This is a genomic window from Paenibacillus sp. 1SOY10, assembly GCF_056836745.1.
In genome coordinates this window covers 256,347-280,288 of the sequence record NZ_JBXENK010000002.1, presented here as the reverse complement: position 1 = coordinate 280,288, position 23,942 = coordinate 256,347, and the positions used below count along the sequence as shown (strand labels likewise).

The window sequence follows — 23,942 nt, the reverse complement described above, 5'->3', positions numbered from 1 at the left end:
GAATGGCTTCTTTTTTTGCTTTACGATTTAAAGATAAGGCATGCTTGAATGATCTGATTCGTTGAAATAATACATATGCATAACAAGCAAAAGAGAAAATGATTCTGGAAGAAGCGAAGCGTTCGCCTTTGTGAATGGATTTCTACCTCATAATAATTAATTAAATAAGAGAAATCCATGAGCAACAGCGATCGGAAGAACATTTTCTCGTCTGCTTCTTTGTATAGTTTATATATTAAACGAATTGGAATGACTTATAGGATAATCTCGTCTTATGCATGATGGGACTGCTTGCGGTAAGCAGATGGGCTGGTGCCGACATACTTGCGGAATTTGCTATGGAAATAGTCCACGTTCGTATATCCAACCTTCTCAGCTACCTGATAGACCTTGAGTCCTTCCTCCAAATACGTCTTGGCCTTCTCAATCCGAACCTTATCGATATACGTATTGAAGTATTCTCCCGTCGTATTCTTGAACAGTTTGCCTAGATAGGCGCTATTATAATTAAAGATGCTTGATAATGTCTCAAGCTTCAAGCTTTCATTGTAGTTACGATGAATCAGATCTAGCATAATCTTGACCTCGCGATGCTGGCTATCTTCACCAATCTGGCTCATGAGCTGCTCCAGCAAGCTTTCCGCCTTATCGTACAAATTAAGAATGGTGCGTGCCTTCTGCATTTCTGCAAAGGCCCCAGTGAATTCCTTTTGCCGACCGGGCAGCCCCGAAGACTGATCAAGTACCTTGTGCATAATCGTTGTGAGCAGTTCAACAAACCGATCTTTGATATCGATCTCGGACAACGCCTCATCCATATACAACCGTCCCAATTCCGGCAACAGCGTCTTCACTGCTGTACGATTACCGATATCCACTGCAAAATATAGCTGATCCCCTAATTCCTCAGCCGTTCGTACTTCTCCCTGTCTGGCGGACGCACCCACCTGCAGCATAGCTGGCGTCAATACCTCTCCGCAATCCAGTACAAACTGCTGCCGGATTAGCTCATATGCGGTGCGATATGAATGGCGCGCTTCGACCAGATTGGTCACCTTGTCGCCCAAGGCTATGGAGAAATATGCGCCATATCCACTAAGCGCCTGACTGATACTACGGTAAATCCCCTCGGTCTCCACTGACAATAACGGCTCCTTAAGCAGGACGCCCAGCTTGGCATGGATAGCAAATACCCAGCCTCGTTCGGATTCCTCAAATAACTGAATTAGAGCCTTGCGAGCAGCTACGTCGATACGCGCTTCCGATTCTTCTTCGGCCTGAAGCGAAAGCAGCATAATCTGGAATGCCTTGCCTTCAATGCCTACTTGCCCTGCCCGCGCATATAGCGGAGCCGACTCCTCTTCTACAAGACCCTCATTCATAAGGATCGATTGAATCAGCGCTTCGCGGTTCCAGTCAGAGGTCACGCGCTTCCACTGCTCGGAAGCTCTCTCTTCCTCGATGATTCGTTTGATCTTGCGCAAATAATCCAGCAGTTCATCCTCATCAACTGGCTTGAGCAGATAGCCATCGGCACGTTGTGTCATGGCGGTCTTGGCATAATTAAAGTCTGCGTAGCCGCTGAGAATTAAAATATGCAGGAGCGGGTCCTGCATACGCAATCGCTGAATTAATTGAAGTCCATCCATGCCAGGCATGCGTATGTCAGCTAGCACTAAATCCGGATCATGTAATTTATATTTATCCAGCGCATCGTTCCCGTTAACCGCCGTATCAACAACCTGATACCCCTCGGCTTCCCAATCAATGAAAGTTCGCAAGCCTTCACGAAGTTTGGGTTCATCATCAACAATGAGCACTTTAATCATCCTACATTCCTCCAGCCGGAAAATGATATTGGACCTTCCAGCAAGCGACATAAAACGTTTACATTTAATTATAAAATAATTTTGCAATTCACAACAAACATTATCATGTTCATTTGTAGCACTATTTTGATGAATACTAACTCAAATCAGACATAACAAACAAGGCTGCCCTCGCCATTAGCGATTAGAGCAGCCCCGTACATTTTTAACAATTATTCCTCGAACAGCTTCTGAACCACCGCCTCGGTTACGGGCAGATCATAAATACGAAGCTCATCCATTAAGCCCTGATAGGGAGGGTCCCACCAGTTTACGCCCAAGCTGAATATGCCTGTTCCTTCCGAAAAGACATCCGGGAACCCGTTCCCGCTAAACGCAAGTGCTCCGTTCACATATACCTTCACTGCACCGGCGTCTACCGTAAAGACAAGATGATGCCATTGATTAGCAGCCAGCCGCGAGCCCGTACTGCCGTCGTACCAAGCTTCTCCTGACCAGAGCATGGTATTGTTGTCCCAGGATTCCGGAACAAGACTAATCCAGCTAGCATTGGATCTGGCACCGAAGAAACTCGTTGTAAATGGAGTGAACTGCGCTGGGTTCAACCATAACGAAACGGAGTAATGAGGACTCATGATTAAGCCATCCGCAAGACGGACACCTGAAGTCCCGTCAAATTGTGCAGCCCGTCCTCGCACTCCATCCGTATAAGTCAGCGTTCCCCCTTCTACATCCAGCTTCTCTCCAATGATTTGCCCCGCAGTAAAGCTCCCTGTCGATTCAGACAAATCCCCATTTAGTCCATAATGTGCTACTAATCCGTAGTTGATATCAATCGGAGCTACTACAATAGAGAAGGATTTCGTCAAGCAGGCCTGCCCCTTGCTAATCTTAGCCGTCAGTACCGCCTTCGCCTCTCCGTCACCCGGGTCTGGCGGATAAATGATGCCTGTATTTGAAATGACAGCCGGATTGGACGTTGTCCATGAAATTGTGGACCCATGAGTTCCTTGCGTCGGCAAGTTTAAGTTACTCATCACTTGACTGGTATCACCAAGACTCAAATCCTTCTCCACAGCCTTCACAACTTGCCAGTCACTCCGTTCCGGCTTCTTGATGCCCCATAAGGTCTGACCTTGCTCCGTCATCGTTGTAAAAGTCAGCGTAGTCGCGCCCCTATCGGCATCCCAGCCGCTGGCAAATACTCCATCATACACAATTCCATCGATTGTAAGTACCGCTTCATAAGCATCGTTCAAGGCCCATGTCCCGGTATGGGCACCCGAGAGGGTATGATCTTTATTCAGAGAGATATACACGGATGTCGGGATTTCTCCGGAATAATCAAGGCCATGGCGAACCACCTCATAGTCCCCCACAATCTCGGACTTCTTGATCTCCCGTAGAGCTTCCCCGGAGTATCGCAGTGGAGCCATCACCAGCCAGTCATTCTTGGTCATGAACAACTGGTGGACCCTGAGTTCATGCCGTTCTCCTTGCTGCGGGAATCTGGTATGGAAGACGGAGAAATATTTGCCCGACTCCTCATCCTTATACAGCGAGTTGTGACCGGGGGATGCATAGCCGTACCCGATTCCCGTGCCGGGAGCGCCCGCTTTACGGTCAAACAAGAAATTACCAACCATTTTGATACCGTAATGGGTATTGTCGGTATTCGCAGGCAGTACCGCGTCCTGCCCCGCAGCATCAAGATAAGGGCCATCCGGCTGGTTCGCCCGGAACTGGCGAATATTATAACCGCCGTTCGCGCCCAACCAACCATACGATACATTTAAATAGTAGTAGCCCGCTTGGGCATCGTACAGAATATAGGGACCTTCACCAGACTTGGTATGCCCTCCGGCAATCTTCGTACCAAAATACCGATCCACTAATCGTCCATCAGACGTGACTCCATCCTGGCCGGGATAAATGACCTGCCCGGTGCCAGGGTTCAGCTCCACGATGAAGATTCCACCGGACCAAGACCCGTAGGTCATCCACAGCTTACCATCAGCATCAAAGAATAGGGCAGCATCGATAGCATTTGGATACAGGGCATTATTGTAAGACCCGTCACCATTGAACCAATCCGGATTGGTCTCCGTCAGTTTGCCTTCCTCCATCAACGCCTTGATATTGGTATTCGTCCATTTCTTATCAACCTGACTATCAGGATCAAACGCCGTATCTTTCGTAAAGCCAGAATACAACACCGTATCTACGTACGTGTATGGCCCTTCAATCTTCGGGGCTACGGCATAACCGATGGCCGAGCGGATATAGGTGGACGACACGCTATAATACATCATGTACGCTCCCCGTGTCCCGTCCTCATTCGCATAATGCTCGTTCCACATGACAGCCGGTGCCCATACAGCGTATCCTCCTTTGCTATCGGCATCATTTTCCCCCGCCCATAAGAATGATTCCGCCAGATTGGCCGACAAATCACCAAAGAGCTGATTCTCCGGCGTTTGATAGCCATTCGTAAAAGAGGTCCACTGTAGAAGATCAGCAGACTTGGCTGCCTCGATATGCGAGCCAAAGGCATAATAAGAGTCTCCTGCCTTTACAATGTTCGGATCATGAACCGATACGTTCCTGAATTCAGGCGACATCGTCTCCAACCACACACCTCCATTCTTCACCTCATCTGCTTCCTGCGATCCGCCAGACCTACCATCGCTGGCCCAGCCTTCAGCAGGTAGTAGCAGTGTAAACAGCACAAGCACAGCCAGGCATCTGCTAAGACTTCTCATCCTTCATCCCTCCTTCTTGGACTAAGACCCTTCTGCTGTTAAGTGGATAATCAGAGTCACCAGTGACATTGGTGGTAGCTTGGTATACAGCAAGCCCTCCTCAATTCGGATATCCCGGAACGGAGCGGGTACGACCGCATTGGGCTGGTCGAACGTGTTGTGAGCATTCATTGTGTTAGCCGTCAGCACCGTACCCTTGATTGACGACGGCTTCGCTTGACGACCACGAAGCTCCAGACTGACAGGCGCTTCATGCCGAGGACTCATATTGACCAAGCTGATTTGGACATCCCCTGCTTTGCTTCGGGAGGCAGAAGCTGAAATCTGCGGCAGCCTCTCGTCCTCTTCGATATAAACCTGCGAAGCCAATACCATCTCCAGCCGCTCTGCGCCCTGGTGTACTTTGAACATATCGAAAGCATGATAGGTCGGCGTCAGCAGCATGTTTTCCCCTTCCGTTAATATCATCGCTTGCAGAACATTGACGGTCTGGGCAATGTTCGCCATATGCACCCTGTCGGCATGCTCATGGAAAATATTGAAATGAAGCCCCGCCACAACCGCATCGCGAATCGTATTTTGCTGATACAGAAAACCCGGATTTGTGCCCGGCTCAACGTCGTACCATGTACCCCACTCATCAATGATCAAGCCTACCCGCTTGTCAGGGTCATATCGATCCATAATAGTGCTGTGCTTGGTAATCAATTCGTCCATATGCAGCGCTTTCTGCATGGTGATGAGCCATTCCTGCTCCTCAAACTTCAGCGCCGAGCCTTTACCAACCCAAAAATCTCCGGGAATCGTATAATAGTGCAAGCTTAATCCGTCCATCAGCCCACCGGCTTGCTGCATCAGTACCTCAGTCCAGTGGTAATCGTCAACATTGGCCCCGCCGGCTATTTTATAAATCCGCTGATCACCATAATGGCGTACAAAGGTTTGATATCGCCGATAAAGATCAGCATAATATTCCGGTCGCATATGACCACCGCAGCCCCAGCTTTCATTACCTACCCCAAAATAGGTCAGCTTCCACGGCTCCGTCCTGCCATTTTCCTTACGCCAAGCCGCCATGGGCGACTCGCCGTCAAAGGTCATGTATTCCACCCACTCCGACATCTCCTGTACCGTTCCGCTACCCACGTTCCCGCAAATATAAGGCTCGCATTCCAGTAGCTCGCAAAGCAGCAGAAATTCATGGGTTCCAAAGTGGTTGTTCTCAACGACTTCCCCCCAGTGGGTATTGACCATACGCTTGCGATTCTCCCGAGGGCCGATCCCATCCTTCCAGTGGTATTCATCGGCAAAGCAGCCACCGGGCCAACGAAGCACAGGCACTTTAATTTGTCTGAGCGCATTCAGCACATCATTGCGAATTCCTTGTGTATTGGGAATGGGTGAGTCCTCCCCCACCCAGATTCCCTCATAAATGCATCTCCCTAGATGCTCAGCAAAGTGACCGTATATATTTTTGCTAATAACTCCCCTGGTTACGTCCGTTTGAATGATTATCTGGTTCATAAGTTCCTCCTCCAAGTGCAAGTTCACTTATCCCTTGATTCCTGAATTCAGGTTGATGGATTGAATGAAGTATTTCTGTGCAAAAATAAACAGTAAAAGTGTAGGAATAATTGCTAGCATGGCCGATCCCATTAGTTGTCCGATCATACGGTAATTCCCGTAGATATCCTGGAGCAGCAACAGCCCTGCGGTAATCGGCATTTTGTCCACGTCCGTATACACAATGACAGGCCAGAGAAAATCATTCCACGAGCCCACGAACGAGAACAGCCCGCATACGATAAGAATCGGCTTGATCAGGGGCAAGATGACCCAGAAATAAATGCGAAAATCTCCTGCCCCGTCAACCCGGGCCGATTCATCCAGTTCCGTCGGAATTCCCCTCAGGAATTGTCTGACCAGGAAGATGTTGCCCATACCGGCCAAGCCAGGAATAATCATCGCCCAAGCCGTGTTCACCCAGCCGAGAACATCAATGATTTTGTAAGAGGGAATGATGTTGACGACCCCTGGGAAAAAGGAAATGCCAAGCAGCGTAAAAAACAAGGTGTCCCTTCCTTTAAATTTCATCCGCGAATAACCATACCCGGTCACGGAGATGATGACGAGCACCAGGAAGGTGTGCATCACCGCAATAAACACAGAATTACTTAGCCACCGCAAGATCGGGGCTGTCGAGGTGTTCTCCAAAATTGTTACATAATTATCCAGAATCCAATTCACTGGAAATAGTCGGAAGCCTGTGGATACCACCTCTGCTTGAGAGCGGAACGAGGTCGAAATTCCGAATAGCACGGGGATGACCCATATGACGCACAGTATAATCAGATATAAATACGCGATATATTTGGAAATGCTTATTCTTTTCAACATCTGCCTACCCTACCTCTCGGTCTCCATAATCCCATAGCGGTCCCTCGTTAATGAGCATTCCGGTTCATCACATAATATTGCAATGCCGATATGACCAAAATGACCAATCCCAGCAGCACCGCCATCGCTGAAGCCATGCCGGCTATAGATTCACCGTGGCCAAATGCCAACTGGCGAATATACATCATCAAGACATGAGTGGTTTGCCTTGGCCCTCCGTCCGTCATCATCAGAGGTTGGCCAAATACGTTAAATGCTCCCGCCGTAGTCATAACAAAGGTGAAGATTAGCGGGAACCGGATGGACGGCAGCGTGATGCTTATAAACTTTCGGCCGGCCCCGGCCCCATCCATCTCGGCTGCTTCATACAAATCTTTGGACACCCCGGCGATGGAAGCCCGGTAGATGATCATATTCCCGCCTACGCCACCCCACACCGTGATGACAAAGATAATAATCCATGCATAAGGCTGCGTCGCTGGCCAGGCCGCCTGAGAGTGGAACAGATTGCCCGTAATCCCGAGTTGCTTGTTGAAGATCAACAGCCAGATCAAAGCCGCAGCCGAAATGGAGATCAAGCCGGGAATATATAACAGAGCTTGGATGAAGCCCTTCAAGCGAACCTTCTTATGCTCCAGCGCAACCGCTACGGAAAGCGGGATGACGATCAGCAAGGGAACGCTAATGCCAACAAAAATCAAGGTGTTGCTTATTCCGTTCACGAATTGGTTGTGGAAGGTGGAGCTTTCATCGAACAGGATCGTTTTGTAGTTGGCCATTCCTACCCAGACAGGATCATTCATCAGATTCCATTGTGTGAATGAAGCATAAATCCCATAAATGGTTGGAATCAGGATAAAGATCAGGAACAAGATTAGATGAGGGCCGACAAAGATAAAAGGTGCAATGGATTTCTTGTTCATCATCACGGGGTTCCTGCCGCGCCACTGCTCTCTGCAATCTTGTCTTCCACAAATTTCTGCATCGTTGCCAGTGTCTCATCCAGGTCCACATTACCGCGCACAATGTCGGCACAATACGTATCCACTGCTTCCGCCACATAAGGGTAATATTCATAGGTGTAAATGTAGAGCGATTTTACTTCCTTTTCGTTCGAGGTAAAGAAAGATTGCATAAATTGATCATATTCGGGACTTTCAATGACCTGCTTACTGGCAACAATTTGCCCCGCCTTGGCCCATTCCAGCGAATTCTCACGGATAAATTCCAGGAAGGCACCAACCCCCGCCTCTTTCTCATCCGTACGATGATCATTCTTTAACATCGCAAATAAATGGGATGAAGCCCGGTTTGTATATTTATCCGGTGTTGCCGAATAAATGTTAGTAACGCCAAAGTTCAAGCCTTCCACCGCCGCATGAGCCGTTGAACTCCATGTCCCGTCGGTAGAGAACAGCACATTGCCAGCCTGGAACATTAGATATCCGTCCTCACCAAAGGGAGTCATTAACCCCGCATCGGCAATTTTCTTCACTTCCTCGAAGGCCTGCTTCATGACCGGGGTATTGACCGCCGGCTTGCCATTCTCCTGAATATCCCCGCCCAGGTTCTGAATCTGTGCCATGATGACCCAGCCAAGCAAGGCATCGTTAACCACGTATTGATCCGGCTCCATCTTGCCTTGAAGGGACAGCATTTCCTCGATTGTGACTATATCATCGTCCAGAAATGACTCCACTCCGTACTGCTTAAGCAGGTCCTTGTTGTAGTACATCGTGTTGCTATGAATATCAAGGGGAACGGTATATTGCGTACCCTCGATATTCCCCGTTGCCCAGGCCTGTGGCAGATAATTCTCTTCGGTGATCTCCGGCTGTGCCGATATGGCTGCCCCCATAGGCTCCAACACTCCTTGCTTGACAAAGCCAGGGACACGATCGGCATGAATGATAGCCAAATCAGGCACGCCCTTGCCCGAGTTCAGTACGGTGGAGATTTTGGTATACATATCCGCGGTAATGACATGTTTGATCTTAAACTCCGGTTCGGTCGCGTTGTAATCCTTGACCAATTGATCCATATAAGCGCCATCATCACCGGTCAGAGGTGTCCAGAAGGTAATGGTATTCTTGTCCGATCCACTTCCGCAGCCTGCCAATATCGTCATGCTGCCAAGTAGAAGTACAACCATAATCATTGCCATTTTCTTTGCTTTCATCGTCTTACCCCCTATTGCAATTTAGGAATGTGTATGGATAGGCGGAGCAGCACCGCCTGATACGTTAGCCTTTGACTGCTCCGGCCGTCATCCCGTCGATAAAGTATTTCTGAAAGGCCACAAATAACAGGAAGATAGGAATAATGGAAAAAAAGGAACCGACAATCAGCAGATCGTAGTTATTTCCGTAAGGCGTAAGCAAGGTTTTCAAGCCGATAGGCAATGTGTATTTATTGGCATCACTCAGCACCATGAACGGCCAGAGGAAATTATTCCAGCTATTCATCCCGTTGAGGATTGCCATGGCTGCAAAGGAAGGCTTCATAATCGGCAGAATCAGACGAACATAAATGGCATATTCATGGGCACCATCTACTCGCCCCGCCGCAATGATCTCCTTGGGCACTCCTCGCAAATACTGGCGGAAGAAAAATATCGTAGCTGCGCTGGCTATCCCAGGCAACACAATGGCAGAATAGGAATTCATAAGCCCCAGGTTATGGGTGAGTGTATATAAAGGCAGCAGCAAAATTTCGAAGGGGACCATCATAATGAGCAGCACACAAACGAAGAGAGCATTTTTCCCTCGAAATTCATAAGCCGAAAATCCATAAGCTACGGTGGCACTAACGAGGAGGGTTAGTACGACCTGCACTACCGTTAGCAGCAGTGAGTTAAAGAACCAGACGAAATAAGAATGAGTACCGGTAAACAAGTAGATAAAATTATCGAAGCTCATGACCGACCCGTCGAGACGCAGGTTCAAGCCATAACGTATCAGATCCTCTCCAGGCTTAAAGGAAGCCAGCGCAACAGCATAGAAGGGAATCAAGATCAAGACACACAACACGGCAAAGAACAGGAACAACAGAATTCGAAGTGGCAGTCCTTTTCTCATGACTAATCCTCCTTCTTGAACATGCCGGTAAAGGCCAACTGAGTCAGGTTAATGACCATGGTAATCACAAGCAGGACAATACCAACCGCTGCGGCGTAACCAAGGTTGTTCTTCTCGATCCCTTGCCGGTACAGGTAGCCTACAATGGTGAGACCGATATTTTTGGGCGAGTTGTTGCCGTTCCATAACATCATGCTCTCAATAAACATAGCCAGCCCGGCATAAATACTAATGGTAAGCACATAAATCGTTGTTGGTTTAAGCAGAGGCATTGTAATTCTGGCAAAACGTTGAAAGGGGGACGCTCCATCAATGGAAGCGGCTTCATAATACTCCTCGGGAATGTTCTTCAGGCCCGCCAGGAAATAGAGCATGTTCACACCGGTCCATCTCCAGGTGGCCAAGGCCAGCAAGGCGATAAATCCCGTCACTTGCCCTTTTAAGAATTTGAGCGGCTCGATGCCGAACCAGCCCAGGACACTGTTGATCAGTGAGCCCTCCATTTCACCGAACATTAACCGGAAGATCGTCCCGGCAACTACAACTGAGGTTAGGGCAGGAAAGAAAAACGAGGATTTAAAAAACTCCCTGGCCCACATAAATTTATGATTGATTAAAACGGCAAATAGCATGGGGAATGGAATGAGGATTGCTAAAGTCAACACCATATAAATCGCACTATTGATGACAGCCTTGAGGAAAATACCATCGCCCATTAACTTATCGTAGTTATCCAGACCCACCCAGGCTGCTTCCTGCCCCAGCGTTACCTTCTGGAAGCTCATCAGGGCGGAGCTGCCCAGCGGGTAGACCCAGAACACAAGGAAGACCAGCACGAACGGAACGACGAACACATAAGGGGCAACCTTCTGTGAGTACAGAAATCTCTTAACCATCGCCCTACTCCCTTCTAAACGAGCTACTCTTCGCAGAGTAGCTCGTCAATCTTACCTTTTAGTGCATGTTCAAAAAGTCAGGTTTTCAGAATAAAGCCAGGGACTGAGTAGCGGAGCTACACGTTTTTGGAGAAAACGACTTCGGAAGCATGGGTACGTGAGCAACGGAAGTCCCGGGTGAATTCAAGATTCGATGTCGACCCCCTCCCTTGAGTAGCTTCGTCCTGGGAAGATGACTTTTTGAACTACCTTTCAAATGAGTGTTCAAAAAGTTAGGTTTTCAGGACCGAGAAGGTTGAATGAAGCTAGGGACTGAGTAGCGGAGCGTACGTAGTAGGTACGTGAGCAACGGAAGTCCCGGGTGAATTCAAGATTCGATGCTGAACCCCTCCCTCGAGTAGCTCCGTCCTGGGAAGATGACTTTTTGAACTACCTCTTTTATATGCTATTTCAACTCCTGCTCAATCTGGGCTTGGGCATCCTCCAAGGCCTGCTTGACATCCTTGCCATCCTCAAAAATCTCGTTCAGCGTCACCGTACATAAGACATTATTAATCGTTGGCGAAGCCGAGACCGATTTGATTAATTGAATCTCATCCTTAATCTCGTTAAGCACATCAAATGGATTGTTAACGAAATACTGCACGAATTGATTGTCTGCATTATGCGTGACATCGTTCATATCCCACACATCCATATTAATGGGATCGAAGCCGAGCGTATTCCAAATCTCGATATTGGCATCCAGGGATAGCTTGGCATACGCGATGAACTCCTTCGCTAACTGCACATCCTTGGCTGTCTTGGACACCACTGTCGCCGTCCCGCCACCACCGTAAGATCGAGGCATGCCTTCTTCCATCACAGGCAAGGGAGCAATCGCAATTTTCCCGGACAAATCCTTCATGTAGTTGGTATAGCGAGACATTTGCCATAATGGCATAAACGCGCTGACGAAATTGCCCGAATTATATTCCCCGTAAGCTTCCTCGGTATCCGGCTGCCCTCCGGCAATCGTCGTAATCACGTTATTGTCCTGCAAATCCTTTAGTATCGAGAGGCCTTTGACCAGAGCCTCCGAGTTCACCTGAGGGTTACCCGCATCATCCGTAAAGTCGGCCCCTTGCTGCGCCAGCAGCATGGAGGATTGCCAGGTCGCACTGGTATCCGCCGTCCCCATGGTCTTGCCTGTCTTCTCATAAACCTGAATTCCGGCCTGCTTGAAGTCCTCCCAGGTGACGATGGTCTTGTAATCTACTCCGGCCTCTTCCAGAACCTCTGTATTGTAGAAAGCGACAGTTGCCCCAACATGGGTGGAAAGTCCATAGAGAGTTCCTTCCTTGCTGTAAAGGTCCAACTGCGACTGAACGACGGTTCCTTGATAAGGCTCAGCCACGTCATTCAGCGACTCTAGCTGCGGCGTGCCCTGCATGAAGTCAGGGTATTTGCCAAGCTCAATATCAGCAATATCCGGAGCTCCTACCCCCGTCTGCACCGCGATGGACAGCTTGTTATGCATGTCGTCATATGGCATTACCGTGACGTTCAGCTTAATCTGGCGATCCGGATTGGCCTCATTCCATTTCTCCAGCATTTTCTCGAAATGCTGGCCATGCAGTTCAACAAAGGTCCAATAGGACAACTCGGTCGCACTTTCCCCCGCCCCTCCGTCCAGCACCGAGGTCTCCCCTCCTGCTGCTGGCGTTGATTTACCGCAGCCCCATAAGAAGGTGACCATAGACAAGATAATGAGTAACACCAAACCTTTACTTTTCATAAAGACCCTCCCTGACATTTGAAATTCCACACTTCTATCTACAGTTGGTTCCTCTCACTTCTGTGAAAAACATCATTACTTATCCAGTGAAGAAAGCGTCCGCCTGTTTGTGTGAAGCTCGTGCAGTTCTGTCTGATAGTGTCGGTTTGGGCCCCGATGAAACTAGGGACTGGAGGGCGAAGCTACACGTCAACTTCGGAAGCTTGGGTCAGCCGGATTACGTTCCAGGAAGCCTTACCCAACCGGGCTTTGACATAGCCACCATCACATTTCGCATCGCCACCGCCATGCGGTCGTACCTGTTCTTGATCCACCGTATTAACGGCTTTTAAATCCTCATGCTCCAGCACGATATGTTCTGCTACACGATATCCCTCGAAGCCGCGAATGTCACAGTCCAGTTCCAGACTTTCCTGCAAATGCCGGTTAACAGCGAAGATCGTCAGTTCTCCCTCCGCTTCATTGTAGACGACCGCACTATCCAGATAAGGAACGTCAGTGTAGTCCTGGGCATCGTATACTGGTGAATCGACAACGGGCTGCAGCGCAACCCCCCGCCCATAAGTTGATACATGCATATAGGGATAGAAGATCGTTTGCTTCCAGGAACGTCCCCCGTTCTCTGTCATAATCGGAGCAATGACATTAACCAACTGGGCCATACAAGCCATCTTCACCCGGTCGGCATGACGGAGGAACGTAATCAGCATACTGCCCACCAGCAGGGCGTCCTCGAAATTGTAGATATCCTCAAGCTGCGGTGGTGCTACGCCCCAAGGCTCAATCTGGCTATCGGCATGATTAGAGTGATACCAGACGTTCCATTCATCAAAGCTGAGATACATCGTCTTCTTGCTTCTCTTCTTGGCCTTCACATAGTCACAGGTCGCAATAACTGTCCGGATAAAATGGTCCATATCCATCGATCTCGCCAAATAGTTGGCGGAATCATGGTCACGGTTGCCATAGTATTGGTGTAAAGAGATATAGTCCGCAACTTCATAGGTATGATCCAGAGTAACCGCCTCCCAATCAGGGAAGGTTGGCATCGAGGAACTGGAGCTGCCACAGGATACTAGCTCAATATTGGGGTCAAGTAGCCGCATGGCCTTGGCCGTCTCATAGGCCAATCTTCCATATTCTTGCGGCGTCTTCTGCCCCACCTGCCACGGTCCATCCATCTCGTTACCCAGACACCACGTTTTGATTCCATGGGGTTGCTCGTAACCATGGCTACGGCGAAGATCACTCCAATAGCTCCCCCCCGGATGATTACAGTATTCCAGCAGATTTCTCGCGTCATCAACGCCCCGTGTACCCAGGTTCACCGCCATCATGACCTCGGAGCCTACCTCCTTGGCCCAGGCAGCGAATTCATTGGTGCCGACCCAATTCGGCTCGACTGTTCTCCACGCCAGCTCCAGGCGTCTCGGACGCTCTTCAACAGGGCCAACCCCGTCTTCCCAGTTATAACCGGATACAAAGTTGCCTCCCGGATACCGAATGATTGGAACGTTCAACTCCTTGACGAGTTCCTTTACGTCGTTCCGAAACCCAAGCTTATCCGCCTCGGGATGGGAAGGCTCATAAATCCCCCCGTATACTGCACGGCCTAAATGTTCAATGAAGGACCCATAAATTCGCTTATCCACTTCTGCAATTCTAAAGGCTTTGTCGATCACCATTTTTGCTTTGGATGCTGCTGACAAATAGATCACCTTCCGTTTAGTAAAATGTTAAATGATTTGAATATTGTTAAATGAATCCGTTTACAGGTATAAAATAGCATAAGGAGATATCGTTGTAAATATATAAACCTAAATCTTTTTAAACTTTAATAAACCTATTAAGCGTTCTATTGTGAAGACTATTTTGTATAATATATAAGCCGTGCTATCAAATATGCCTATTAATATAAGGCTTTTGATTTGTTTCTTTATTAAACGGCTCAGTTAGTTTATAATAACCTAAAATAAAGCGAATTAGATTTACGATCTCCTATCGGAAGAGGGTTGACTATAAAATGATTTATATTAAAGAGCTTATGAGCGGCATTGATATTTTCAAGGCACTAAGTTCCGAAATCAGAATTCAAATTCTCCAATTACTCGCGGACAACCAATCTCTGAATCTGAACGATCTGGCGACCCGGCTGAACTTGAGCAATGGAGCCATTACAATGCATATCCGTAAGCTGGAGGAAAGTGGACTTATCGAGATCAACACTTCGGTTGGCAAACATGGTATCCAAAAAATCTGCTACCTCAACAAGGATAAACTGATGGTTGATCTGCGTAGCAAGGATGTGGAGAATCTTTATGAGGTGGAAATTCAGGTTGGTCATTACAGCAATTATCAGGTTATTCCCACCTGCGGCCTGGCAACCAAAGACAGCATTATCGGCGATTTCGACGATCCCCGGTATTTTGCTGACCCGCAGCGTATTGATTCGGAGATTATCTGGCTCTCCGAAGGCTTTCTGGAATATCGTATTCCCAACTATCTCAAGCCCAACCAATCATTCCGGGAAATCCAGTTCTCCATGGAGCTAGGCTCGGAAGCCCCCGGCTTTTGCGACAATTATCCCTCCGATATTTACTTTTACCTAAATGGGGTAGAGATCGGCTTCTGGACCAGTCCGGGCGACTTCGGAGACATTCGAGGTACCTTCAATCCAGAGTGGTGGCCACCTCATCTGAATCAATACGGAATGCTGAAGCTGATCCGAATCAATCGGGAAGGCAGCTTTATCGACGGCTGTCGTATTTCCGATGTCACCCTTGACCAGATTAATCTGGATTACAAGAGTGAGCTTACCTTCCGTATTGCCGTGACCGATAAGCCAACCAACAAACGTGGGTTAACGATCTTTGGCCGCAACTTCGGCAACTATAGCCAGGATTTACTGGCACGGGTCCTGTACGACGTGCATCAGACGTAATCGTAAGCATGAAGAAGTTCTTCGTTTCCACTTTTATAAGTGGTTATGAAGGGCTTCTTTTTTTACGTTCGGGGGACAATCCCTAGCTTCTAGAGGTTGTTCAAAAAGTATCTTTTGATCACGAAGCAGTTCTGGAAGTAAACTCGACATCGAATCTTGAATTCGGCTGGACGAACACGCACTTCTAGATAAAGCTTGATTTATATCAAAGCTGTTCTCCACTTCCAGCGGTAAACTGAACACATAAACCAAACAGGGAGGGTTTCACAATGAGTCATATGACGTTCCAATTAGAAACAGTATCTTGCCCAAGCTGCATCAACAAAATCGAAGGCATGCTGAGCAAGACAAAGGGCATTAAGCGGGCAGAGGTCCGATTCAATACTTCGAGGGTGCGGGTTGAATTTGATGGGGACATCGTATCCTCTAGCGAAATTGGAACGAAGATCGAAAAGCTGGGCTACCGGGTCTTGTCCGGAATGTAAAGGAGAGGGGGAATTTTGGTGTTGAAATGGAGCCAGAAGCAGACTGTACAAATTTCCGCCTTACTGATTACCATCTCCTTCATTTTGATGAAATGGTTGGGGAATGAACCTGTCACTATTGTATTGATGTTGATGACAAGTGTTGTAGCCGGGGCCTCCATTTTCAAAAAGGCTATAGCCGCCCTTCGCTATCGCATCATTGGCATCGATACCCTCGTTACCCTTGCAGTGATTGGGGCAATAGCCATCGGGGAGTATTGGGAGGCGGCTGCCGTCACCTTCTTGTTCACGCTGGGCAATTATCTGGAAGCCCGTACATTGGAGAAAACACGCTTTTCCATTCGCGCTTTGATGGACTTGGCTCCTGATATTGCAAGAGTCCAACGGGATGAAGGTGAGATCATAGTCTCTCCCGAAGAAGTCAACTTGGGCGAGGTGGTCATCGTCAAGCCTGGAGAGAAGGTTCCGGTGGACGGTACCGTGATAGAAGGAAACGCCTATGTAAATCAAGCTGCGATTACTGGAGAAGCACTTCCGCTTAGCCGTAAGAACGGAGAGTCAGTATTCTCAGGTACAATCATTGAATCAGGATATCTGCTGGTCTCAGCAGAGCGTGTCGGGGACAATACAACCTTCGCCCGGATTATGCACCTGGTAGAGGAAGCACAGGACAATAAGGCCAAAGCGCAAAAATTTCTCGAAGCCTTTGCTCGCTACTACACCCCCGCTATCATGCTGCTTGCCGCCCTTCTTCTGATCTTAACCAGAGATGTTCACTTGGCACTCACCATCCTGGTCATTTCTTGTCCCGGAGCCTTGGTTATCTCAACTCCGATCTCTATCGTCGCTGGCATTGGAAACGGGGCGAAGCACGGGATTTTGTTCAAGGGTGGAGAAGTCATGGAGAAGCTGGGAGCCGTACGTGCCATCGCCTTTGACAAGACAGGAACCCTCACTGAGGGTAAGCCCACAGTCACCAAAGTCACCGCTTACGGTATCGACGAGCTCACCTTGCTACGTTATACAGCTATTGGCGAGGCCTATTCGGAGCATCCGCTTGCTGCAGCCATCGTGGCCGAAGCCAAACATAGGAATGGCGGTCCAATCCAGGGGATGGCCGAGCAAGTTCGCATGATTACAGGCCAAGGAATCTCTTTTCTCTACCAAGGACGCATTTATTACGTAGGCAACCGCAAGCTCTTTGCCCGTAGGGGCTGGACTATGGAAAAATATGAAGCTTATTTGCAAAGCGAAGAGCAACAAGGCCAGACCGTAGTCATGGTAGGAACGGAGGCCGGAATACTGGGGATGATTTCAATAGCAGATACGGTTCGGTCCGGGGCTGCCAAGCTGGTTACCGGGCTGAGGGCACAGGGAATTTCCAATATGACCATGCTAACCGGGGATAACGCGCGGGCAGCTCAAACCATAGCGAGGACGACAGGACTTGATGCCTGCTATAGCGAGCTACTCCCGGAGGATAAGGTGCATATTCTGAAGCGCTTGGCTCACCGACACGGTTCCATCGCCATGGTGGGCGATGGAGTAAATGATGCTCCCGCGCTGGCTTCAGCCGATTTAGGCATCGCGATCGGTGGTGCAGGCAAGGATGTTGCAATGGAAACAGCGGATGTGGTACTGATGGGCGGAGAAATTGACAAGTTATCCTATGCCGTGGGTCTAAGCCGTGCTGCTGCACGTAATATCAAGCAAAATATCTCCTTCGCCCTGCTGGTAGTAGGCCTGCTCCTCACAGGCGTCCTGCTCCAGACCGTGGATATGTCCCTAGGCATGCTGGTTCATGAAGGTTCAGTGCTTCTTGTCATCCTGAACGCCATGCGGTTATCCCGATATGGGCGAACAACGAACAAACGCGAGACTTGAAGCTGCTGCTCCAGGTTCTCGCGTTTGTCTATTTCTTAAGCTGTTACGTTCAATTCTATAGATATGGTATCCCGGCTGTTCCCGCCGACCTGCACGCTTACCTTGCATGGCTCAGCCGCAAAGTTCATCTCCCGGTTCCAAATCCCCAGTTCCTCCCGGCCCAAGGTAAACTCTATCGTTTGTTGTTCCCCTGGCTCAAGCGTCACTTTGGCGAAGCCCTTCAGTTCAGCAAACCGCCGGGTAATCCCGGACTCAGTAGCCTGAATATACAACTGGGCCGTTTCCGTACCAGTCACCGCGCCGGTATTCTTCACTTCTACGCGGACGGTTACTGCTTCATCGCCCTCCAGCTCTCCCGCAGATATCGCGGTACGAGACAAGGACAGATTCGTATAGGCAAAATCTGTGTAGCTCAAGCCGAAGCCAAATGGATACAATGCCGCCGACGGCATATCGACGTATACACGTGGCCGCGATGGCGTCTTCTGGTTGTAGTAAACCGGCAATTGTGCCGAAGAACGTGGCAACGAGACTGGCAGCTTGCCACTTGGCTGCTCTTGTCCGAACAGAACTTCGGCCACTGCCCGTCCCCCCTCCGTACCTGGATACCAGGCACAGAGGATAGCCCCGCAAAGCTCCTCAATGTCGGTTAGCGCATGCGGCCGACCCTGAATAATGACAGCGACAACCGGCGTACCGGTAGCGGCTACCGCTGCGGCCAACTCGCGTTGAACGCCGCCAAGCGATAAGTCGGCCAGGTCCACGCCTTCGCCACAATCCATCTCCGAAGGACTCCCTTCCGAGAGGATCGCTGCCCCGTTGCTGTCGAAGTCGCCGCCGAACTGGCGGGCACTGCTTCCGCCTAGTACCAATACAGCAACGTCAGCTCCCTTCGCCGCTTCCACCGCTTCGGCAATGCCCGATGTAGAGAGATCGCGAATGCCGCAGCCCAGTGCATGTACGATTTCTGTGCCCTGCGGAGCTAATGAACGAATGCCTTGCAGCACCGTCGTTCCACTCCCCTCAGGCTGTACGCTGGTGTAGTCGCCCAGTTGGTTGTACAGACGATCCGCATTAGGGCCAATGACGGCAATGCGGCGAGGTGAAGAAGAGAGCGGCAGCAAGCTGGCTTCATTCTTAAGCAATACCAGCGATTCTCTGGCGATTTGCAGGTTGACCGCCTGATATTCCGGTCTTCTTGCCGCCGAGCCAGACTCGTCAACATACGGCTGGTCGAACAGACCCAACCGGAATTTAAGGCGCAAGACACGTGCCACAGCACGGTCGAGATCCGCTTCCTTGACTAAGCCCTGCTTCACCGCCTCTTCCAGCGTAGAGAAGGCCGTATCCCACAGGCTGAGGTCCACGCCGGACTTCAAGGCCAGCGCCGCCGCACCCTCGTAGCTGCCAGTCAACGTCAAGAGGCGATCCACAGCCTGACCATCGGCCATGACAATGCCATCAAATCCCCATTCGTCACGCAGAATGCCCGTCAGCAAATCCGGGTTAGCGTGGCAAGGCACGCCATCAATCTCATTGTAGGCGGCCATAAAGCCCGCAGCGCCAGCCAAAGCCCCGGCCCTTGCAGCAGGAAGATGGATCTCCCGCAGCTCACGCTGTCCGATAGCAGCCGGCCCCGCATTACGGCCTCCCTGGGCGGCCCCTTGAGCACATAGATGCTTCAGGACTACTGCCAGCTTATCCGTCCCGGCCAAATGCTGTGGATCGTCTCCTTGCATACCGCGCACCGCGGCTTCGGCAAACTGCGAAGCCAGATAAGGGTCTTCGCTGAAGCATTCCTCCGAACGGCCCCAACGAGGCTCTTGCAGCATATCAAGCGCAGATACCAGACCGATATGTGCACCGCGGCTGCGAATTTCTGCGGCCATCATGCCATAAGCCTGTTTCATCAATTCCGGATTCCAGGTCGCGCCTGCGCCCAGATTGACGGGCAGCAAGGTTCCATCCAGCGCCTGGTGTCCATGTGGACACTCCTCGGTTAACAGCACAGGAATACCCAGCCTTGTATGTTCAAGCACATATCGCTGCACCGCATTTGCCGCCTTGGCACTCTCCTTGGCCGTAAAACCGTTGGTATAGTTGACTCCTGACCAAGGATCGCTGCGGAACAAGCCGTACAAGGCTCCCATCCCGCCCCCACGGGCCACCTCGTCCTTGAATGCGTCCGTCAATTCGAAGTGTTCACCTTGACGAACATAGGCATCCCAACCATACATCCGTTGGTTAAGCTGTCCTACCTTTTCTGCAATCGTCATGCGTTCCAGCAAATCTGCAATCCGCTCCTCCAAAGGAGCAGATGATTGTTTGTATTTCTCCATGTGCTGTTTCCTCCCGTATGTCGATACTTTACGCGGTGATTCATTTGTCTTCTGATGACAAATGACGTTCTTGCATTTCCGTACCTTCCAAAGCCGTATCCTTGCCAACTCGCAGCCCTCGATACTCCTTCGGAGTCATGCCTGTGTGCAGCTTAAAGACGGAAACGAAATACTTGTATTCCTTATAGCCAACTTTATCAGCAATCTCGAACACCTTGTCATGGGTCGTAGCCAGCAGGTCTTTAGCCTGTTCAATTCTCATTTCGTTCATATACTCCGTAAATCCTCTGCCTGTGCTTTGCTTGAAAATATAACTAAAATAACTTGGCGTAATCTTCAACCAGGCAGCAACTTCAGAAGCCTTCAGGTCCGTACGGTAATGATCGACGATAAATTTCTTGGCCTTCTCGACAACCCAATAGGATTTGTCCATCCCGGTCTTGTCAATCAACTGCTGCAAGGCCTGCATGTCCTCCATGACCACAGCCTCCAGGCCGGCATAGGAATTATAAATATTCGGGTCCGGCTGTCCGGGATGACCATAATCAAGCCCTGTCATCCCACTTTGACGCAAGCGTTGACGAAGCAGGGCAAAAGCCTCCTCGTAAATCTTCCATATTTCCGGCAATAGGTAGCCTGAGTCCCGGAAGAAGCGAAACATTCCGGCAACGATGGTCTGTACCTCCTGACGATCCTGCTTGAACAACGCGGCAACCAGATGTTGCACCGTATCTGAAATATCCAGGCTTGGAAGCTTCCGCTCCCTCATGATCTCATCGTAGCGCCCCGCTATCAGTACCTGGTCTTGACCAAGTACATGCAGCCCTAGCAGACGAATAGCCTCTGTACAGCGCTCGGCGGTCTCCTCCAGTTGCACATAAATTCGCGAAGCACCACCATAGATGCGTCCCTCTTCAGCCGGAGACAGCGATGCCACCGCCCGCTCCAGCAACTCGTCCCATTCGCGGAGTTCCCATTCCTTCTCTGCCGCCAGCAATGTAATTAGTAGATTCTCATGATCAAATACAGAAACCGCCCGAATGGCTTGACGCTCCAGATGACGCTGCAAGCCCTCCAGCCACGCCCGCTGCACCTGCTCATAAGATTCGCCCTTCACATTAGCGTAACACTGATGGAATTCAGCAAGTTGAGTGGTCAGTATCCGAAATTGAACGCCGCGCAGCGATGCAGGCGGCTCTTGCCCATAAGATAGGCCATGGCGGGCCAGGCCCGACAGCCAGAGCTGAATGTCCTGTATCGCTCCCTCTTTGTCCACTTGGTGGATATGCTCAACAATCTTGCCCACGACCGTAGTCAATTCCTCAATATCTACCGGCTTAAGCAAATAATCGTTGACGCCCAAACGAATGGCTTGACGCGCATAGCTAAAATCCTCATAGCCACTAATCATGACAACCTGCACATGAGGATGATGCAACCGAAGTTGCTCCGCAAGCTCCAGACCATCCATGCCTTCCATACGAATATCCGAAAGCACCAGGTTCACACCATGCTGTTCTACCAGCCGTAGTGCCTCTCTGCCGTCATGGGCCTCTCCCACAACTTCAACGCCTAACTCGGCCCAATCAATAGTATAGCGCAAACCTTCGCGAATCACCGCCTCATCATCAACAATGAGCATTTTTATACGTTTGTCCTCGCCCACGAATGTCAAGTCTGCCCCAAAATCAGGACTCATGTGGTTCACCTCCCGAATGACTGGTCTCGGCGTAAGGGAAGCGGAGACGAATCCATGTCCCCTTGTCCGTTGTCTCCACAATTTGCAGCCCATAATCCGATCCGAAGAAAATGGAGAGTCGCTCATGGATGTTGTTCATGGCCCCTTCTCTGCCCACGCTCGTCTGCCGCGGCTCCAGAGCCGTGCGAATTTCCTCTGCCCGGTCCGAACTCATCCCTCTCCCGTTATCAATCACGTCAACCCATATCTCATTCTCTTCGGTATAACATCGGACCACTACTTCGTTCACCAAATGATTACGGTGTAACCCGTGCTTAATGAAGTTCTCTACCAACGGCTGAATCGTTGCTTTGAGAGTAACTGCTTCTTCGATTCCCGCCTGTATATACAGTGCATATCTTAACCGCTTGTCCCCCAATCTGCGTTGCTGCAAATACAGATAGGAGCGGGCAAATTCCAATTCCTTACGCAAAGTTGTTTCATAGCTGCCCGTACCCACGCTGGAGCGAAAGAATTTGGACAGCATTTCAATCAATTGGCTCGATTGGGTCGCCTTCTCCAAACGTGCGGTCCAGCGAATCATATCCAATGTATTATAGAGGAAATGCGGGTCCATCTGGTTCTGCATCAGCTTGAGCTCCGACTCGCGTTCACGTAGCTCCAGCTTGTATTTATGCTCGATCAACTGCTGAATGGTATGCACCATCTCGTTGAATTTCCGGTTGAGCTCAGAGATCTCATCCTTGGAATTAACCGGCACCCGGGCATTAAAATCCCCGTAAGCCACCTTGTTCGTTTCCTTCTTCAATCGTAGAATAGGACGGATAATGGTGTAATGGAATCCGATCAAGGCGGTTAAGCCCAGCAACAGGATAGCCCCCAAGATAAATAGCATGATCAGCTTGACTCCGCGAAATTCCTCCGCCACCTCGGCTTCCGGAATCATCGCAATCACCTTCCATTCCGTATTCTCCATCTGATCGTAAACCGTCAGATAACGGACATGGTTCACCTCATAGGTCAAGTCGCCCCGACCGGAAGGCAGCTTATCCAGTAAGGAACGGTCCGGCTTAAATTCCTCCGGCATCTGATTCGTCGAGCCGAGAATAACTTGTCCCTGGGGACCGACAATGAATACGCTCCCCGTTCCTTCCTTGAATATCCCTTTCTCCAGTGAATTCACCACACTCGCCTCATCCAAACGAATGATTAACCGGCCCAGCGGTCTTGTAATCTGGCTATAGGAATTAAGTACCCGAAACATAGACAATACACGAACTTCTCCGTTCCAGCCACTCTGGAGCGGGTATCCCTCGGTCCAAACAATCCCGCCCTTACGTTCCTTCGCCTCCTGCTGCCATCTCCGTTCATCCCCGCTAAACGGCTCGCCCATCTCAATAAAGCTGCCATTAAAGCCCGTAACTTCAATCGCCCGGATATATCCCTTAGACATCAATTGAAAAGTAAGGAAGTCCTCGATATTGCGCTTGAGGTTAGCCTGCTGTTCACTCGTCAGCGGTGGAGCTGACCTGAGGAAGTTGCGCATATCCGGATTTAATATCAAATAGTTAGCAATATCCTCAACCATCTTGGTTTGCTCGCTAAGTTGATTGACCACATTGTCCAGATTGCGTTTGGTGGAATTGATGAACTGATCCCTCAGCACAACATTAAACTGATACTGGACAACGACACCGACCCCAATGGTCGGCAAAATGATGAACAGCAGGAAAATAACAAGTGCTTTACGCTTTAGGCCAAAGCTGCCAAGAACTCTTCTATAACCTGCCATCATGCTGTCGCCTCCGCCTGGTCTTTGATGCAAATTGACCGCCTGTCCGCCGTCCGCAAATTCT

16 protein-coding genes are annotated in these 23,942 nt (G+C 49.7%); 3 read left to right on the top strand and 13 right to left on the bottom strand.

Annotated features, from left to right (window positions below):
- Positions 1-272 precede the first annotated feature (272 nt).
- The 10 genes from AC1VOR_RS07125 to arfA form a co-directional block, all read right to left on the bottom strand.
- The gene (locus AC1VOR_RS07125) at positions 273-1,829 is read right to left on the bottom strand and encodes a response regulator (protein WP_482616816.1); all 1,557 of its coding nucleotides are present in this window, start codon (positions 1,827-1,829) and stop codon (positions 273-275) included.
- Between the two features lie 212 nt (positions 1,830-2,041).
- Positions 2,042-4,591, bottom strand: coding sequence for a LamG-like jellyroll fold domain-containing protein (locus AC1VOR_RS07120; protein WP_482616815.1), 2,550 nt, complete (start codon positions 4,589-4,591; stop codon positions 2,042-2,044).
- A 21-nt stretch (positions 4,592-4,612) separates the two neighbouring features.
- Positions 4,613-6,115 carry an alpha-N-arabinofuranosidase gene (locus AC1VOR_RS07115; RefSeq protein ID WP_482616814.1) on the bottom strand — a complete coding sequence of 501 codons (1,503 nt, stop codon included), beginning with the start codon at positions 6,113-6,115 and terminating at the stop codon, positions 4,613-4,615.
- 27 nt (positions 6,116-6,142) lie between these two features.
- Positions 6,143-6,988: a carbohydrate ABC transporter permease gene (locus AC1VOR_RS07110; RefSeq protein WP_482616812.1), complete on the bottom strand. Its 846-nt coding sequence runs from the start codon at positions 6,986-6,988 to the stop codon at positions 6,143-6,145.
- 47 nt (positions 6,989-7,035) lie between these two features.
- Positions 7,036-7,911 carry a carbohydrate ABC transporter permease gene (locus AC1VOR_RS07105; RefSeq protein WP_482617665.1) on the bottom strand — a complete coding sequence of 292 codons (876 nt, stop codon included), beginning with the start codon at positions 7,909-7,911 and terminating at the stop codon, positions 7,036-7,038.
- Positions 7,912-7,913: 2 nt separating this feature from the next.
- Positions 7,914-9,167 (bottom strand): extracellular solute-binding protein, encoded by a 1,254-nt coding sequence (locus AC1VOR_RS07100; RefSeq protein ID WP_482616811.1) that lies wholly within the window; start codon positions 9,165-9,167, stop codon positions 7,914-7,916.
- Between the two features lie 64 nt (positions 9,168-9,231).
- Positions 9,232-10,065, bottom strand: a complete 834-nt coding sequence (locus AC1VOR_RS07095) for a carbohydrate ABC transporter permease (RefSeq protein WP_482616809.1) — start codon at positions 10,063-10,065, stop codon at positions 9,232-9,234.
- A gap of 2 nt (positions 10,066-10,067) precedes the next feature.
- The gene (locus tag AC1VOR_RS07090) at positions 10,068-10,961 is read right to left on the bottom strand and encodes a carbohydrate ABC transporter permease (RefSeq protein ID WP_482616807.1); all 894 of its coding nucleotides are present in this window, start codon (positions 10,959-10,961) and stop codon (positions 10,068-10,070) included.
- Between the two features lie 445 nt (positions 10,962-11,406).
- On the bottom strand, positions 11,407-12,738 hold the full coding sequence (locus tag AC1VOR_RS07085; protein ID WP_482616805.1) for an ABC transporter substrate-binding protein: 1,332 nt from the start codon (positions 12,736-12,738) through the stop codon (positions 11,407-11,409).
- A gap of 182 nt (positions 12,739-12,920) precedes the next feature.
- Positions 12,921-14,447 (bottom strand): arabinosylfuranosidase ArfA, encoded by a 1,527-nt coding sequence (gene arfA / locus AC1VOR_RS07080; RefSeq protein ID WP_482616803.1) that lies wholly within the window; start codon positions 14,445-14,447, stop codon positions 12,921-12,923.
- Positions 14,448-14,761: 314 nt separating this feature from the next.
- Between arfA and AC1VOR_RS07075 the strand changes: the two genes are divergently transcribed.
- The 3 genes from AC1VOR_RS07075 (at position 14,762) to AC1VOR_RS07065 (ending at position 18,048) form a co-directional block, all read left to right on the top strand.
- Positions 14,762-15,679, top strand: coding sequence for an ArsR/SmtB family transcription factor (locus AC1VOR_RS07075; protein ID WP_482616801.1), 918 nt, complete (start codon positions 14,762-14,764; stop codon positions 15,677-15,679).
- Between the two features lie 269 nt (positions 15,680-15,948).
- Positions 15,949-16,164: a heavy-metal-associated domain-containing protein gene (locus AC1VOR_RS07070; protein WP_482616799.1), complete on the top strand. Its 216-nt coding sequence runs from the start codon at positions 15,949-15,951 to the stop codon at positions 16,162-16,164.
- 18 nt (positions 16,165-16,182) lie between these two features.
- Positions 16,183-18,048 carry a heavy metal translocating P-type ATPase gene (locus tag AC1VOR_RS07065; protein WP_482616798.1) on the top strand — a complete coding sequence of 622 codons (1,866 nt, stop codon included), beginning with the start codon at positions 16,183-16,185 and terminating at the stop codon, positions 18,046-18,048.
- Positions 18,049-18,083: 35 nt separating this feature from the next.
- On the opposite strand, the gene AC1VOR_RS07060 is transcribed toward AC1VOR_RS07065, so the two are convergent.
- Genes AC1VOR_RS07060 through AC1VOR_RS07050 form a run of 3 tightly spaced genes read right to left on the bottom strand, consistent with a single transcriptional unit; the run spans position 18,084 to position 23,881 of the window.
- Positions 18,084-20,387 carry a glycoside hydrolase family 3 N-terminal domain-containing protein gene (locus AC1VOR_RS07060; RefSeq protein WP_482616796.1) on the bottom strand — a complete coding sequence of 768 codons (2,304 nt, stop codon included), beginning with the start codon at positions 20,385-20,387 and terminating at the stop codon, positions 18,084-18,086.
- Between the two features lie 40 nt (positions 20,388-20,427).
- Positions 20,428-22,086 carry a response regulator gene (locus AC1VOR_RS07055; protein ID WP_482616795.1) on the bottom strand — a complete coding sequence of 553 codons (1,659 nt, stop codon included), beginning with the start codon at positions 22,084-22,086 and terminating at the stop codon, positions 20,428-20,430.
- On the bottom strand, positions 22,076-23,881 hold the full coding sequence (locus AC1VOR_RS07050) for a sensor histidine kinase (RefSeq protein ID WP_482616793.1): 1,806 nt from the start codon (positions 23,879-23,881) through the stop codon (positions 22,076-22,078). Before AC1VOR_RS07050 ends, AC1VOR_RS07055 begins: the two co-directional genes overlap by 11 nt.
- Positions 23,882-23,942: the final 61 nt, after the last annotated feature.